The organism is Pseudomonas sp. AN3A02, from assembly GCF_011765255.1.
In the GTDB taxonomy this organism is placed as follows: Bacteria; Pseudomonadota; Gammaproteobacteria; order Pseudomonadales; family Pseudomonadaceae; genus Aquipseudomonas.
The window spans coordinates 159,846-175,275 of the sequence record NZ_JAARNI010000009.1; the positions used below are offsets into that span (position 1 = coordinate 159,846).

At 61.5% G+C, this 15,430-nt stretch carries 16 protein-coding genes; 10 read left to right on the forward strand and 6 right to left on the reverse strand.

The genetic code is table 11. The features are described from left to right. Nucleotides 1–2: 2 nt before the first annotated feature. Together HBJ59_RS25495 and HBJ59_RS25500 are read right to left on the reverse strand one after the other, a co-directional pair. A complete protein-coding gene (locus HBJ59_RS25495; protein ID WP_063031687.1) occupies nucleotides 3–953 on the reverse strand; it encodes a DUF979 domain-containing protein in 951 nt (316 codons plus the stop codon). After that, nucleotides 950–1,663 (reverse strand): DUF969 domain-containing protein, encoded by a 714-nt coding sequence (locus tag HBJ59_RS25500; protein WP_076014627.1) that lies wholly within the window; start codon nucleotides 1,661–1,663, stop codon nucleotides 950–952. The genes HBJ59_RS25495 and HBJ59_RS25500 overlap by 4 nt, the downstream gene beginning before the upstream one ends. Nucleotides 1,664–1,995: 332 nt before the next feature. Between HBJ59_RS25500 and HBJ59_RS25505 the strand changes: the two genes are divergently transcribed. Continuing rightward, nucleotides 1,996–2,541, forward strand: a complete 546-nt coding sequence (locus HBJ59_RS25505; RefSeq protein WP_076014629.1) for a DUF4410 domain-containing protein — start codon at nucleotides 1,996–1,998, stop codon at nucleotides 2,539–2,541. A gap of 103 nt (nucleotides 2,542–2,644) precedes the next feature. Continuing rightward, entirely contained in the window at nucleotides 2,645–3,148 is a 504-nt protein-coding gene (locus HBJ59_RS25510) for an SPOR domain-containing protein (protein WP_167665161.1), read from the forward strand. Nucleotides 3,149–3,151: 3 nt separating this feature from the next. On the opposite strand, the gene HBJ59_RS25515 is transcribed toward HBJ59_RS25510, so the two are convergent. From HBJ59_RS25515 to HBJ59_RS25525, 3 genes are all read right to left on the reverse strand, one after another. Next, nucleotides 3,152–3,577 (reverse strand): GNAT family N-acetyltransferase, encoded by a 426-nt coding sequence (locus tag HBJ59_RS25515; protein WP_076014631.1) that lies wholly within the window; start codon nucleotides 3,575–3,577, stop codon nucleotides 3,152–3,154. 63 nt (nucleotides 3,578–3,640) lie between these two features. Beyond that, a complete protein-coding gene (locus tag HBJ59_RS25520; protein WP_256670899.1) occupies nucleotides 3,641–4,159 on the reverse strand; it encodes a hypothetical protein in 519 nt (172 codons plus the stop codon). Between the two features lie 33 nt (nucleotides 4,160–4,192). Then, entirely contained in the window at nucleotides 4,193–4,969 is a 777-nt protein-coding gene (locus HBJ59_RS25525; protein ID WP_178124291.1) for an AraC family transcriptional regulator, read from the reverse strand. A gap of 211 nt (nucleotides 4,970–5,180) precedes the next feature. On the opposite strand from HBJ59_RS25525, the gene HBJ59_RS25530 reads away from it, so the two are divergent. The 5 genes from HBJ59_RS25530 (at nucleotide 5,181) to HBJ59_RS25550 (ending at nucleotide 11,752) form a co-directional block, all read left to right on the forward strand. Further along, the gene (locus HBJ59_RS25530; protein ID WP_167665162.1) at nucleotides 5,181–6,797 is read left to right on the forward strand and encodes an APC family permease; all 1,617 of its coding nucleotides are present in this window, start codon (nucleotides 5,181–5,183) and stop codon (nucleotides 6,795–6,797) included. Nucleotides 6,798–6,827: 30 nt separating this feature from the next. Continuing rightward, entirely contained in the window at nucleotides 6,828–7,754 is a 927-nt protein-coding gene (locus HBJ59_RS25535; protein WP_167665163.1) for a 4-hydroxyproline epimerase, read from the forward strand. Between the two features lie 38 nt (nucleotides 7,755–7,792). Then, on the forward strand, nucleotides 7,793–8,740 hold the full coding sequence (locus HBJ59_RS25540; protein WP_167665164.1) for a dihydrodipicolinate synthase family protein: 948 nt from the start codon (nucleotides 7,793–7,795) through the stop codon (nucleotides 8,738–8,740). Nucleotides 8,741–8,917: 177 nt separating this feature from the next. Beyond that, nucleotides 8,918–10,489, forward strand: coding sequence for an aldehyde dehydrogenase (NADP(+)) (locus tag HBJ59_RS25545; RefSeq protein ID WP_167665165.1), 1,572 nt, complete (start codon nucleotides 8,918–8,920; stop codon nucleotides 10,487–10,489). A gap of 3 nt (nucleotides 10,490–10,492) precedes the next feature. After that, the gene (locus tag HBJ59_RS25550; protein WP_167665166.1) at nucleotides 10,493–11,752 is read left to right on the forward strand and encodes an FAD-binding oxidoreductase; all 1,260 of its coding nucleotides are present in this window, start codon (nucleotides 10,493–10,495) and stop codon (nucleotides 11,750–11,752) included. 45 nt (nucleotides 11,753–11,797) lie between these two features. Here the strand turns inward: HBJ59_RS25550 and HBJ59_RS25555 are convergent, their stop codons facing one another. Next, a complete protein-coding gene (locus HBJ59_RS25555) occupies nucleotides 11,798–12,889 on the reverse strand; it encodes an NADH:flavin oxidoreductase/NADH oxidase (protein WP_076014637.1) in 1,092 nt (363 codons plus the stop codon). A gap of 58 nt (nucleotides 12,890–12,947) precedes the next feature. Between HBJ59_RS25555 and HBJ59_RS25560 the strand changes: the two genes are divergently transcribed. The 3 genes from HBJ59_RS25560 to HBJ59_RS25570 all read left to right on the forward strand — a co-directional run bounded on the left by HBJ59_RS25560 (nucleotide 12,948) and on the right by HBJ59_RS25570 (nucleotide 15,373). Then, nucleotides 12,948–13,283: a helix-turn-helix transcriptional regulator gene (locus HBJ59_RS25560; RefSeq protein ID WP_167665187.1), complete on the forward strand. Its 336-nt coding sequence runs from the start codon at nucleotides 12,948–12,950 to the stop codon at nucleotides 13,281–13,283. Nucleotides 13,284–13,458: 175 nt separating this feature from the next. After that, nucleotides 13,459–14,631, forward strand: a complete 1,173-nt coding sequence (locus tag HBJ59_RS25565) for an alpha/beta fold hydrolase (protein WP_218585971.1) — start codon at nucleotides 13,459–13,461, stop codon at nucleotides 14,629–14,631. Nucleotides 14,632–14,830: 199 nt separating this feature from the next. Further along, nucleotides 14,831–15,373, forward strand: a complete 543-nt coding sequence (locus tag HBJ59_RS25570) for a GNAT family N-acetyltransferase (RefSeq protein ID WP_167665167.1) — start codon at nucleotides 14,831–14,833, stop codon at nucleotides 15,371–15,373. Nucleotides 15,374–15,430: the final 57 nt, after the last annotated feature.

Consider the following 15,430-nt stretch of genomic DNA (forward strand, 5'->3'; position numbering starts at 1 on the left):
CCTCACATCAGCAGGTAGAGCAGGACAATATTCACCACCAGCATCATCAACGCCGTCGGCATCTGTGCCTTGATGACCGCGTTTTTATCCGGCAGCTCCAACAACGCCGCCGGGACAATATTGAAGTTGGCCGCCATCGGTGTCATCAGCGTACCGCAGTAACCGGAGAACATGCCGATGGCAGCCATCACCGCCGGGTTGCCGCCGTAGATGCCCACCAGCACCGGTACGCCGACGCCGCCAGTCATCACCGGGAAGGCCGCAAAACCATTGCCCATGATCACGGTAAACAGTGCCATGCCCAGCACATACACCATCACCGCAACCAGCTTGTAATCCAGGTTGATGTAGGTGGTGGTGATGTGCGCAACCGCCGTGCCCACGCCCGCTTCGTTGAACAACAGCCCGAGCATCGCCAGCATCTGCGGCAGCACCATCGCCCAGCCCAATGCTTCGGTGAGGCGTCGGGATTCGCGAAGCGCTTGCACCGGGGTGTCCCGCGTCAGCCAGCAGGCCAGCGCCAGTGCAATCAGACAGCCGATGCCCAGGGAAACAAAGGTGGTGTTCTTCGGGTCCAGCAGCGGCACGCCGCCGATCTCGGTGTGTTTGAGTAATACCGAGCCGATCACCGTGGTCAACGGAATGGCCAATGCCGGGATAAACAATTTATGCCCCAGGCGACCAGCGCTGGCCCGTGCGGCCTTGTCATGCAACTGGGCATGCGCGCCGCGGCCTACGCCGCCCAGGCCCGCAATGAGCGCCATCACCACCACGCCCACGCCGACCACCACCGAGGGCAGACGCTCCCCCACCAGGAACGGAATGGCAAACAGCAGCCAGAACAACGAACTCGACCAGCGCTTGGGGTGGGTGCGATCCATCAGGATCATCCCGGAGGTGATCACCAGCAGAATGCCGGCCAGCCAGTACAGGTATTCAATGGAAATGATCATTGCGCCGCCTCCGCTTTGTTGGCCGGTGACAGCTCTCGGGTCAGCATTCGGTCAAAGCGGTGCAAGCGGATGGCGTGAATGATGAAGGCGCAGATCGCCGTCGGGATGCCCCAGACCGCAATGTGCAGAGGCTCGACATCAATCCCCGAACCCAGCAGGAAGGTGTGCATCAGCGCAATCGCACCAAAGGCGACGAAGATATCCTCGCCAAAAAACAGCCCGACGTTGTCGGTCGCGGCACACATGGCCAGGACCTTGTGGCGAAGCTTGTCGGGGAGTTTGCCATAGCGCTTTTCCGCCGCGCCTTCCGCCATCGGCGCCAGCAACGGGCGCACCATCTGCGGGTGCCCGCCCAGGCTCGTCAGGCCCATGGCCGCAGTGGATTCACGCACAAACAGGTAGATGATCAGCAAGCGCCCGACCGTGGCCCGCTCAAAGCGCGCGATCCAGTTTTGCGCATGCAGGCGCAAGCCATGGCGCTCGAGCAAGCCGATGACGGCCAGGGGCAACAACAGGATCAATTGCAAGGCGCGAGTCTGGAGGAAGCCGTCGCCCATGGTGGCGAGGATCTTTTCCAGCGGGAAGTGGGCGGCAAACCCGGTGGCAATCGCTGCCGCCGTGACGACCAACAGCGGATTGAAGCGCAACACAAAGCCGACCACGATGACGAGTACGCCAATCAGCGGCCATAGGTTCACAACAGTTTGCATGGTGGTGAGGTCCTTAAGTGCGCGCTGCGGCGCCAGTAAAGCAGGTAGTGAACAAAGGGTTCACTGCAAGAAAACGGCGTGCAGCCCGGCTCGATTTTTTATTGTTGACCTGGAAGGTCGAGCGTCAGTGGCGGCATCTTTGCTGCTTGGGGAGGGAGGTGTCCAACAAGAAAAATTGTTGCTGCAATCCAATAAAGTTTGTGGGTGTTTGAAGCGTTAGAGGGCATTTGGCAGTCATCGCTTGCCAGACGGCGGGAGGTTCAAGCATCGTAGCCGCCCCATCCGATGCGGTGGCCTCCCCCTTTCTCAATTGTTGTGGATACGGAAATTCAATGAAAACCTCCAAGGCGCTTTACGCCCTGTCGTTCGCTGTTGCCCTCTCGATGCTGGGTGGCTGCGCAGCCAAGGTAAAAAGCGGTGGTGCAGACACCCTGGCCATCCCGGAATCGGCTAAACAAAACCTGGTCGTGAGCTTCAAGGGCAACACCACTGTCGAGCAAAACCAGGACTGGCCACTGCTCAAGCAACAATGGGGCGCGGCCCTGCAAACCGAGGCGCAACAGGCCGGTTATAGCCTCAAGGAAACACCCACCATCAACACCGGCAGTGCAGACGGAGTTGGCATCACCATTAACGTCAGCAAGTTTCGTTACCTGACGGCTGGCAGCCGCTACGCTGCTGGAGCATTGGTGGGTAATGCCTGGGTGTTCTCGAAAGCTGACTTTTGCGACTTGAAATCCGGCGCACCGCTGGGCGCACGGACTTATGAAACCGAGTCATCGGCCTGGGAAGGCGTGGCGTCGGCCATGACGCAGAAGCAGGTCCAGGCGATTGCCAAGCAGGTGATTGCGGACATCAAGAACGCCAAGGCGCAGTAAGCACCTGGCGGCATCCATGTTGTTCGCGCTGCCGATGGCGACGCGGGGCTGAACAGGCTCAGCGCCGCCATCGCTCCTGCTAAATCAAGACAAGGACGTGCACATGAGCATTTACCTTTCCCTATGGCTGGCACTCACCGTTGTGACTGCCTACCTGGCCAGTCAGCGCGGCAGGTCAGGGCCAAGATGGTTTGCGATTGGGCTGTTCGTGCCGGTGATCCCCCTGATCGCCCTCCTGCTGATGCCGCGCGTTCCCAAGACCGGTGTGGACGCCCTGGTACACGAAGACCTGCGCCCGTGCCCCGCGTGTGAAAGCCCGATCAAAGCAACCGCCGCGCAATGCAAACACTGTGGCGCCGAGGTGGAACCTATCGCCCTGAAATATCGCAGCGGCTGGGTGGTGCGCCTTACCGCCGATACCGACAAAGCGTTTGGCGAACTGGTTGCGCAACTGCGAGCGCTCGATGTGCCCACCGTGCTCGATGAGCCGCCTCACGCCTTTGTCGGCCCGTTTGAAGAGAAGGCCCAGGCGCAGAACGTGCTCAGGTACTTGAAGTCCGATCAGGGGCTGGACGGCTTGGTGACCTGGCGGTCGGTGACACGCTAGCCCTCAACCCAGACGCTTCTCGAAAAAGTGGCGTTTGTGCCCTGGCGGGTACTCGGCAATATGCCCGAACTCGCTGAAGCCCAGCTTCCGATAGAACCCGGGTGCCTGAAAGCTGAAGGTATCCAGCCAGATCCCCGCACACCCTTTCTCCCGTGCCAGCTCCTCAGCCGCGTGCATCAGCCGCGAGCCCATGCCTTGAGTGCGCATTGACTCAGGCACGCTCAACAGCTCAACGAACATCCAGCCATAGGAAATTTTCCCGTAGAGGCCGCCCACCACTTCCTGGCTGGCGGGATCACGCAGTAACAGCCCAAAGGTTTCGAACGGGTTCTCGCCGCATTGGCTGATGTTGTATGCCCGGAGCGGCTGAAGGATGGCCTGGCGCTCTTGCTCGGTAATGTCGAAAGATAACTCTATCCCTGATTCCATCTCGCTGAACTCCTGATAGTTTGAAGACGCCCACGTTTGAAGACGGGCACGCAGCTCATCTAGTCAAGGCGAACACCCACCCACGACCGCTTCTCTTCTGAACGAATCAGGCGAGCGCCCGGTAGTTTTGTCGGTGATATCCGCCACACAGCCACTCACCGGCACGGACTGGATAACTTGATAAGTCGCGCCAACGGCAGGGATAAAACTGACCAGGTTTGCGCAACTGCGAAGAGCGTTGGCGCCCTCCTTGTTGGCGCCACCGCTGCTCATGACATTTACGTAGATCCGTCGATCGGGGATCAGTAAAAACCGCTCGCTGACCTCGCCTTTGCGAGTGCCGAGCACGCCGGTTTCTGCCGTGTCGTTGCAACCCGGATCATAGTAGGCCCAGTACATTTGGACGCCGCCGTTCAACAGGGTGTTAGGTCCCTGGATGGCTTCGAGCGTTGCGTGGGGCGCAGTGGCGGCAGGTTGTTGATAGAAACCGACACAACCGGCACTCAGGCTGCAGCACAGCGCCAATAAGATCTTTTTCAAAGAAAAACCTCCCTGTAAAACAGCCCGGCCGACGTTGGCCATGGGCGATTGTACCCAGACAATATCAATTAGACATCACCGCACACTGGTCGCCTGACGATACTGGCGCGGCGTAAACCCGGTCGACGCCTTGAACTGCCGGGTAAACGCGCTGTGGTCGGTATACCCACACTGCAACGCCACGTCAGTAATCGGCAGCTCGGTATGCAGCAGTCGGTGCGCATGCTCAAGGCGCACCTTCTGGATCATCTGACGCGGCGTGAGGTGGAACACGCGCTTGCAGTAGCGCTCCAGTTGCGCCACTGAAATCCCGGCAATCCGCGTCAATTCACCCAGGGTGACACGCCGATTGAAATGCGCCCGGATGTGCTCGTCCACCGCCGCCAGCCGTTGATAGGCCGGGTGAGTTTCACTGGCCGTTTGCAGGTCGACCGAGATGCCCGCCAGGCCGATGATCGCACCGTCACGGCTGTACAGCGGCCATTTGTGGGTCAGGCACCAGCCCGGCTCGCGGGTGCCGTAGAGGTGCAATTCCAGCTGGTCCTCCAGGACAAATCCCTGCTCCAGCACCCGTCGATCCTGTTCGGTATAGCCAGGCCCCAACTGCGCGGGAAAGACCTCGGCGCTGGTTTTCCCCAGCAGCGGTTGCAAGTGCTTCAACCCGCACCGTTGCACCAAGGTGCGGTTGGCCAATACGTAGCGCGCCTGCACGTCCTTGATAAAAATCGCGGCATTCGGAATCACGTCCAGCATCGGCAACAACAGCCCTACGCTGGCCAGTAATTCTTCGATGGTGTGCGGGCGGTTGGCCTCGCTCCCTTGGCAAAGGGTCGCGAACGCGCTCTGCATCATGACGCTTTCTCCTGCTTTCAGCGGACAGGCCAGGCGCCCGGCGGGCGGTGCCTGGCGAGCAGATTGCCCCATGGGCGCCGCCATGTCGAGCGCTCGAAACTGTGCTGATTTCGTCATATCAGCCTGCGCAAAACATCAATCGCGGCGCCATTGATGGGTTCACTGTATGGCCACTGCATGCCTATCCAATAACCCACAAGAAGGCGCCGCCATGTCAGCCCAAGGCAAGTTCAAGAAACAGCTTTCATTGATCGACCTCACCTTTATCGGACTGGGAGCGATCTTCGGTTCGGGCTGGCTGTTCGCCGCCAGTCACGTCTCTGCCATCGCCGGGCCGGCGGGGATCTTTTCCTGGTTGCTGGGCGGGTTCGCCGTGTTGCTGCTGGGCATTGTGTACTGCGAACTGGGGGCGGCATTGCCCCGCGCCGGCGGCGTGGTGCGCTATCCGGTCTACTCCCACGGCCCGCTGCTGGGCTACCTGATGGGCTTTATCACGCTGATCGCGTTTTCGAGCCTGGTGGCGATTGAAGTGGTCGCCTCGCGCCAATACGCCGCGGCCTGGTTTCCCGAGTTGACGCAGGCGGGTTCCAGCAACCCCACCGTCCTCGGCTGGTTCGTGCAGTTTGCGCTGCTCTCGCTGTTTTTCGCCCTCAACTACCGCAGCGTGAAGACCTTCGCCATGGCCAATAACCTGGTCAGCGTGTTCAAGTTCATCGTGCCATTGCTGGTGATCGGCGTGCTGTTCACCTTCTTCAAACCGGAAAATTTCCACGCCCAGGGCTTCGCGCCGTTCGGGCTGTCGGGCATTGAAATGGCCGTGTCCGCCGGCGGGGTGATTTTCGCGTACCTGGGCCTGACACCGATCATCTCGGTGGCCAGCGAAGTGAAAAACCCGCAACGCACCATTCCGATTGCGCTGATCCTGTCGGTGCTGCTCTCTACCGCAATCTACGTGTTGTTGCAGACCGCATTCCTCGGCGGCATTCCCACCGAAATGCTCGCCAACGGCTGGGCCGGCGTCGCCAAGGAACTGGCCCTGCCGTACCGCGATATCGCCCTCGCCCTGGGTGTGGGCTGGCTGGCTTACCTGGTGGTGGCCGACGCGGTGATCTCCCCCAGCGGTTGCGGCAACATCTACATGAACGCCACGCCGCGGGTGATCTACGGCTGGGCGCAAACCGGGACCTTCTTCAAGATCTTCACGCGCATCGATGAAAAGTCCGGCATCCCGCGCCCGGCGCTGTGGCTGACCTTTGGCCTGTCGGTGTTCTGGACCCTGCCCTTCCCGTCGTGGGAAGCGCTGATCAACGTGGTGTCCGCCGCACTGGTGTTGAGCTACGCCGTGGCGCCGGTGTCCGTGGCCGCACTGCGCCGCAATGCGCCTGACCTGCCGCGCCCGTTCCGGGTCAAGTGGATGGGTGTGCTCGGCCCACTGTCGTTCATCATCGCCGCGCTGATCGTCTACTGGTCTGGTTGGAGCACTGTGTCGTGGCTGCTCGGCCTGCAAATCCTGATGTTCGTGGTGTACCTGCTGTGCGGCCGTTTTGTGCCGACCCTGCACCTCAGCCTCGGCCGCCAGGTTCGCTCCTCTGCGTGGCTGATCGGCTTCTACGCCGTGACCATCATCCTGTCGAAGCTCGGCAGCTTTGGTGGCCTGGGCATCCTCAGCCATCCGTTCGACACCGTGGTCGTCGCCGCTTGTGCACTGGGGATTTATTACTGGGGCGTGGCCACCGGCGTGCCGGCGCATCTGGTTCGCCTGGAAACCGAAGATGACGAAAGTGAAGTGCCTGAGCCCGACATCGGCCGCGTGCAGTTGGCTTCCTGAACATCAGCCCACCCCTGAATGGATAGTGTTATGAAACGAGTTCACATCATCGATTCCCACACCGGCGGCGAACCCACGCGCCTGGTGATGACAGGTTTCCCCGAGCTTGCCGGCGAGAGCATGGTCGACAAGCTCGACAACCTGCGCACCCAGCATGACCAATGGCGCAGGGCGTGCCTGCTGGAGCCCCGTGGCAACGATGTACTGGTGGGCGCGCTGTATTGCGCGCCGGTCTCGGCCGATGCCACCTGCGGCGTGATTTTCTTCAACAACGCCGGCTACCTCGGCATGTGCGGCCACGGCACCATCGGCCTGGTTGCCTCGTTGCATCACCTGGGGCGGATCGCGCCGGGCGTGCACAAGATCGACACGCCGGTGGGCACGGTCAGCGCCGCGTTGCACGCCGACGGCGCGGTGACGTTGCGCAATGTGCCTGCCTACCGCTATCGCCAACAGGTACCGGTGGATGTGCCTGGACATGGTCGGGTCTACGGCGATATCGCTTGGGGCGGCAACTGGTTCTTCCTGGTTTCCGAGCACGGGCAAGCGCTGCAAATGGACAACGTCGAAGCCCTGACCGATTACACCTGGGCGATGCTCAAGGCCCTTGAGGCCCAGGGCATCCACGGTGAAGAAGGCGCGCTGATCGACCATATCGAACTGTTCGCCGACGACGACCAGGCCGACAGCCGCAACTTCGTCATGTGCCCGGGCAAAGCCTACGACCGCTCGCCCTGCGGCACCGGCACCAGCGCCAAGCTCGCGTGCCTGGCGGCCGACGGCAAACTCGCCGCCGGTGAGCCGTGGGTACAGGCCAGCATCACCGGCAGCCAATTCGAAGGCAGCTACGAATGGGAAGGCGAACGTGTGCGCCCTTCCATCACCGGCCGCGCCTACATGACCGCCGACAGCACCTTGCTGATCGACGAACAGGATCCCTTCGCGTGGGGCATCTGAACCGCCCCCGCCCCTACAATCAAACTGGAGCTGAAACCATGAACACCAACATCTTCACCGGCTGCATCCCCGCCCTGATGACCCCGTGCACTACCGAGCGCAAACCGGACTTTGACGCACTGGTCGCCAAGGGCCGCGAACTGATCGATATCGGCATGAGCGCGGTGGTGTACTGCGGCTCCATGGGCGACTGGCCGTTGCTCACGGAAGCCGAGCGCCAGGAAGGCGTGGCGCGCCTGGTGGCTGCCGGCGTACCGACCATCGTCGGCACCGGCGCGGTCAACAGTCGTGAAGCGGTGGCCCACGCGGCGCATGCGGCGAAAGTCGGCGCCCATGGCTTGATGGTCATCCCGCGTGTGCTGTCCCGTGGCGCCTCGGCGACGGCGCAGAAGGATCACTTTGCGGCCATCCTCAAGGCGGCGCCGAACCTGCCGGCGGTGATCTACAACAGCCCTTACTACGGCTTCGCCACCCGCGCCGACCTGTTCTTTGAGCTGCGTCGCGAGTACCCGAACCTGATCGGCTTCAAGGAATTCGGCGGCGCGGCAGACCTGCGTTACGCGGCCGAACACATCACGTCCAAGGACGATGACGTGACCCTGATGGTGGGCGTGGACACCCAGGTGGTCCACGGTTTCGTCAACTGCAACGCCACTGGCGCGATCACCGGCATCGGCAACGCGCTGCCACGGGAAGTTTTGCAACTGGTGGCCCTGAGCAAGAAAGCCGCCAAGGGTGACGCCACCGCGCGCCGCCAGGCACGGGAGTTGGAGTCGGCGCTGGCGGTGTTGTCGTCCTTCGACGAAGGCTGCGACCTGGTGCTGTTCTATAAACATCTGATGGTGCTCAACGGCGACAAGGAATACACCCTGCACTTCAACGAGACCGATGCCCTCAGCGATGCCCAACGTCGGTATGCCGAGAACCAGTACGCGCTGTTCCGCCAGTGGTACGCCAACTGGTCGGCCGAGCAGAACGTCGCCTAACACTATTCAAGGCAGCAAAGATAAATGTGGGAGCTGTCGAGCCCCGGCGAGGCTGCGATGGGATCAACGCGGTGTACCTGCCAGACCGCAGCGCCTGCATCGCAGCCTCGCTCTGGCTCGACAGCTCCTACAGAGATTCTGTTTGTCTGCCCCTCTTTACTTTCTCAGGACTACGCCATGACTCTGACGGGCACCATGCTGATTGGTCAGCACTCCATTCCAGGCAGCCGCGAGGCAATCCGGGCGATCAATCCGGCCACCGATATTGCGCTGGAACCCGCCTACGCCGGCGGCACCGCCGAGCATGTCGAACAAGCCTGTGCGTTGGCATGGAGCGCCTTCGATAGCTACCGCGAAACGCCGTTGGCGGCTCGCGCGGAATTCCTTGAAAGCATTGCCAACGAAATCGAAGCCCTGGGCGATGAGCTGATTGAACGGGCGATGGCCGAGACCGGCCTGCCCCGCCCACGTATCCAGGGCGAGCGCGGGCGCACCTGTCACCAATTACGCACCTTCGCCCGCACGGTGCGCGCGGGCGAATGGCTGGATGTGCGGGTTGATTCCGCTCAGCCGGATCGCCAGCCCCTGCCCCGCTCTGATCTGCGTCAGCGCCAGGTACCTTTGGGGCCAGTGGCGGTGTTCGGCGCGAGCAATTTTCCGCTGGCATTCTCAGTGGCCGGCGGTGATACCGCTTCGGCACTGGCGGCCGGTTGCCCGGTGATCGTGAAGGCACACAGTGCGCATCCTGGCACCGGCGAACTGGTGGGTCGCGCGGTGGCCAAGGCCGTTAAGCACTGTGGTCTGCCTGACGGTGTGTTTTCGCTGTTGTACGGCTCGGGCCGCGAAGTGGGCATCGCACTGGTGTGCGATTCACGCATCAAGGCCGTGGGTTTCACCGGTTCGCGCAGCGGCGGCATCGCATTGTGCCAGGCAGCCCAGGCACGTCCCGAGCCGATTCCGGTGTATGCGGAGATGAGTTCAATCAATCCGGTCTACCTGTTTCCCGCCGCATTGAACGCGCGCGGTGAAGCATTGGCCCAGGGGTTTGTCGCATCCCTGACCCAGGGCGCCGGCCAGTTCTGCACCAATCCCGGACTAGTGATTGCCGTTGCGGGGCAGGCGCTGGACCACTTCATCGACAACGCCGCCAATCTGCTTCAGCGCAGCGCTGCCCAGGTCATGCTTACACCGGGAATCTTCAAGGCTTATGACGACGGCGTCAGCGCCCTGGCCAAGCAGGCTCATGTCGCAGGCAAAGGGTTGGCGGCACAAGGCCCGAACCAGGGCCAGGCCCACCTGTTCGTGACCCACGCACAAGATTTTCTCGCCAACCACAGCTTGCAGGCCGAGATATTCGGCGCCGCCTCCTTGATCGTGCAATGTGCCAATGCCGATGAAGTCCGCCAGGTCAGTGAACACCTGGAAGGCCAGTTGACCGCCACCTTGCATCTGGATGACGACGATCTGGAAACCGCCCGCGCGCTGCTGCCGACCCTGGAACGCAAGGCCGGTCGCCTGCTCGTCAACGGCTGGCCGACCGGCGTGGAAGTATGTGATGCGATGGTGCATGGCGGGCCTTTCCCGGCAACGTCAGACTCGCGCACCACCTCGGTGGGCACGGCCGCGATCCTGCGATTCCTGCGGCCGGTGTGCTACCAGGACTTCCCGGATAGCTTGCTGCCGACGGCGCTGCAACACGGCAATCCATTGCTGCTGCGGCGCCTGCTCGACGGTCAGAGAGAAGCCTAGGCCATGACCGATAACGTCATTCCAGACATCGCCGTGGTCGGGGCCGGAATCATCGGCGTCGCCTGCGCGCTGCAACTGGCACGCCAGGGGCGGCGAGTGGTGGTCATCGACCAACAGCAACCCGGCCACGGGGCTTCGTTCGGCAACGCCGGTCACCTGGCGACCGAGCAAGTGTTTCCCATCGCGGATGCGTCGATCCTTGGCCGCTTGCCGGCCATGCTCATGGACCCGATGGGCCCGCTACGCCTGGACTGGAAATACCTGCCGCGCGCCCTGCCATGGTTTACCCGGCTGCTGTTGAACCTGCGCCCGGCGCCATTCCAGCGCACCGTCGCCGGGATCCGCGCGCTGAATGAAAGCAGCCTGGGCGCCTGGCACCGTCTGCTGGAAAGTATCGACCGTACCGAACTGATGCGCGAAGACGGCTCATTGCTGATCTTCGAGCGCCCCGACTCCCGTCAGGCCATGGACGCCTTGCAGGCACGCATGCGCCAGCAAGCAGTGCCGGTGGATTACTGGCAGGCCAGTGCGGTACAGGAGGTGGCGCCGCAACTCAGCGAAGGAATTCAGGGCGGGTTGTTCTTTCCCCGCACCGGGCATTTTCTCGATCCTTACCGGGTGGTTTGCGAACTGGTGGAAGCGGCCAAGGCCTGTGGTGTGCAATTTCTCAAACAACCGGTTTTGGGTGGGCAGTTGGGCGAGCATGGTGTTTCGCTGAGGACTGACCAAGGCGTGGTCGCGGCGCGTCAGGTGTTGATCGCCTGCGGTGCGCATTCGGCCAAATTGACCGCCGAACTGACCGGCAAAAAGATCCCGCTGGATACAGAGCGCGGCTATCACTTGATGCTGCCCAATGAGCATGGGCGGCTACCGTTCGCCGTCACGTCACTGGAGCGCAAGTTCATCATGACGCCCATGGATGGAGGATTGCGGCTGGCAGGTACCGTCGAGTTTGCAGGCCTCGATCGCCCGCCGAACATGGAGCGCGCGTGGCAGTTGCACCGGCTGAGTCAGGGGCTGTTTCGTCGTGATTTGAGTGCTGAAGATGCGACGCCGTGGATGGGGTTTCGCCCTTCCCTGCCGGACTCGCTGCCCATCATCGACAAGCTGTGCGATGGCAAGGTCTTGCTTGCGTTTGGGCATCAGCATCTGGGGCTGACGCAGGCGGCGGTGACGGCGGAGTTGATTGGCCAACTGGTGTCGCCAGGAGCTTTCAGCCACGGCTTGCCGGCGCTGGAACCCTATCGGCTGAGTCGTTTCTGACCGGAGCGGCACCCAAATTCGGGGCCGCCCGTCTGGTGGTGCTACTTAGCGATAACGTTCCAGCCAGTGCGCGTAAGGCGCGGGCAAGGTCCAGGATGACTTATCGACCCCCAGTTCCTTGGCCGCAAAGTACGCCCAATGTGGATCGGCCAAATGGGCGCGCCCTACCGATACCAGGTCGAGTTGCCCGGCCTGCAACGCGCCTTCGGCCAGTTGCGGCGTGCCAAAGCCCCAGGCAGACGTCACCGGCAAACCGGCCTCGCGACGCACACGCTCGGCGATCGGCCCCATAAATGCCGGGCCCCACGGAATGTTGGCATCGGGCGTGGAGAAACCGACGCTGACGCTCAGCAAGTCCAGGCCACCGGCCTTGAAACGACGGGCAAGCTCGATGGATTCCGTCAGGGTCTGCTCGTCGCGACCGTCATATTCGATCACCCCAAAACGTGCGGTCAGTGGCAGGTTTTCTGGCCATACCTCGCGCACCGCGGCAAGGGTTTCCAACAGGAAACGGCTGCGGTTATCGAAGCTGCCACCGTAGGCATCGGTGCGTTGGTTGGAATGCTCGGAGAAAAAGCTCTGGCCCAGGTAACCGTGGGCGAAATGCAGTTCGATCCATTCAAAACCGGCGTCACGGGCACGGCGGGCAGCATCGACGAAGTCCTGGCGAACCCGTGCGATGTCTTCCAGGGTCATGGCGCGGGGAACATTCGGCAGGTGTGCGCCAAATGGGATGGCCGATGGCGCGATGGTCTGCCAGGACCGGGCATCGGAAGCCGGGATATGGTCATCCCCTTCCCACGGACGATTGGAACTGGCCTTACGACCGGCGTGACCAATCTGGATGCCAGGGACCGAACCTGCGGCCTTGATGGCGTTGACCATGGGCACGAAGGCTTGCGCATGCGCGTCGCTCCAGATCCCCGCACAGCCAGGTGTGATGCGCCCTTCAGGCGCTACAGCGGTCGCCTCGACCACCACCAGACCCGCGCCGCCACGGGCCATACTGGCGAGGTGCACGTGGTGCCAGTCGTTGACCATGCCGTCGTCAGCCATGTACTGGCACATCGGCGGGATAGCGATCCGGTTGCGCAACGTCACGTCTTTCAGCTTGTAGGGTTCGAACAATGCAGCCATGAAAAGTCTCCTGAAGCGAAGGTAGGTTAGCTTTCGATTGTTCGATGTTAATCGAACTATGGTGTTAAGCGATAGCCCTGTTATCATTCGCCCCATGCGAGCCTTCAAACACCCCAATGCCGAAGACCTGATTCTCGAACGCGTGCTCTACGCGTTAAGTGACCCTGTTCGACTGGAAATCGTTCGCTGCCTGGCTGGCGTCACCGAGGCCACTTGCGGCGAGTTGGACGGCGGACGGCCGAAATCCAGCGTCTCCCATCACTTCCGGGTGTTAAGGGATGCGGGGCTTGTACACACCCGCAGTGTTGGCACGACCCATATGAACTCGTTGCGCACCGAAGTAATGGACAGCCGGTTTCCAGGGCTGGTCCAGGCGATCCTTTCCCAGCAGTGAGCAGGCCCGCTGCGGTGGCGCCTTTTACGGCGCCGGCCAGCGTTACAGGCGAAATGTCTTGCGACGGTTTTGCACTACCAGCAGCGGCAGCCCGGTGATTATCGTGCATGACTTTACGGTTACGCGACGCCGGGAACCCGCCTTGAACAACACCCACTCCTTTTCCATGCGCACGATGCTGCGAAGCGCCGCCTTCGCGATCATTGCCCTTCTATTTGCCAATAGCGCCATCGCCGAATCGGCCATGCCTTTGGGCCAGAAATCGTTCGAGTCATATCGCCTCGATACCTTGCAATGGCTGCGGGAGCATCGCGACTTCCAGGGCACCGACAGGGAAGCCGAACTCAACTGGAACGCGCCGCAGGAATGGCGCCCGGCGGGAACAGCCAAACGCGGGATCATTCTCGTGCACGGCCTGGGCGACTCTCCGTGGTCGTTCCACGATATCGGCAGCGCACTGGCTGCCCGCGGCTTCCTGGTGAGGACCGTGCTGCTTCCCGGCCACGGCACACAACCGGCCGACATGCTGCAAGTACGTATGGAAGACTGGCGCCGAGTGGTGGACGAACAGGCCGCGATACTTCGCGCAGAAGTGGGCGAGATTTACCTCGGCGGCTTCTCCACCGGTGCCAACCTGGTTCTCGACTACGCCTACAAACACGACGACGTCGCCGGGCTGCTGCTGTTCTCCCCCGCTTTCCAGTCCAGCATGACCTACGACTGGCTGACACCCCTGATCAGTTGGGCACGCCCGTGGCTGCTGGCGCCAGACGCAAGCCGGCCACAACAGAGCCTGGTGCGCTACATGACCGTCCCCACCAATGGCTTCGCCCAGTTCTACCGCAGCAGCCGGCTGGCCCGCCAGGACCTGGAGCGTCGTCCCTACGACAAGCCGGTGTTCATTGCCGTCGCAGCCCACGACTCAGTGCTCGATACGAACTATGTGCTGGAGACCTTCCAACAGCGCTTCAGTAACCCCCACAGCCGCTTGGCCTGGTACGGAACACTGCCGGAGAGCGCCTGGGACACACAGCGGGTAAAAGCGCGCACCGACTACGTGCCGGAACTGCGGATCAGCCAGTTCTCGCACATGGGGTTGCTGTTCTCACCCGACAACGCGCTCTACGGCGAACAGGGCAGCCTGCGGTTTTGCTGGAACGGCCAGACGGAAGACGCCACCCGCGCCTGCGAGCAAGGGTCAGAGGTGTGGTATTCGGACTGGGGTTATCGCGAGCCGGGCAAGATGCACGCGCGGTTGACGTTCAATCCGTACTTCAACTGGCAGCTTGGGCTGATTGATGAGGTGCTGGGTAACCTGGCTCTGGCGAGCGAAAACGTTGGGCGCTGAAACCCTTTCACATTCCTTTCACAGATGAACACCTATGGTTTGCCTGCTCCTGGTGAAACTCTAAAGCCCGCGCCCCCATCGCGGGCTTTTCTTTGCCTGTGATTCCAGTCAGGCAGCGCCAAAGCGGTACGCCTTCATAAATGGCATGCAACGGCGTTACCCTGACTGCTTTGCGCCCAGGCTAAGGATCAGCGCCAACATGCGAATTCAAAAACCTCCTGCCGTGGACCATCTGGATATCTCCCTGCGACAACTGGAGCGATCAGATATTCCCGCGTGGTATGCCTACCTTTCACAAAGAGAAGTCATTCAACATACAAGCTGGGACTTGAAAAACGAGAATGACCTTTTGCCATTATTTGACGAACTGGACTCGTCCCGTCCTTCTTCAAACAGGCGTCTGGCTATCACTCAAGGGGCAGACCGCGAACTCATCGGCACAATCGGTTTTCACACGATTTCCGAAACGAACCGAAGCGCGGAGATAGCCTATGACCTCTCACCTGCTTACTGGGGCAAAGGCATTGCCAGCGCAGTGTGCGCTGCGATAACTCAGTGGGCATTCCTGGAATATGGTTTTGTCCGGGTACAAGGCACCGTTCTCGTTACGAACCCTCGCTCGGCCAACGTCCTGAAAAAAAGCGGATATCAATATGAAGGAACGCTGAGGTCATTCCGTATGGTGCGGGGCAGCCCCGGGGATTTTGAAATGTACGCCCTCTTGAATACCAACCGAACCTGAAAGGGTTGCCTGGCTTTTCGTAGCGGCATACCCAAACGATAGGCAACAAAAAAGGGC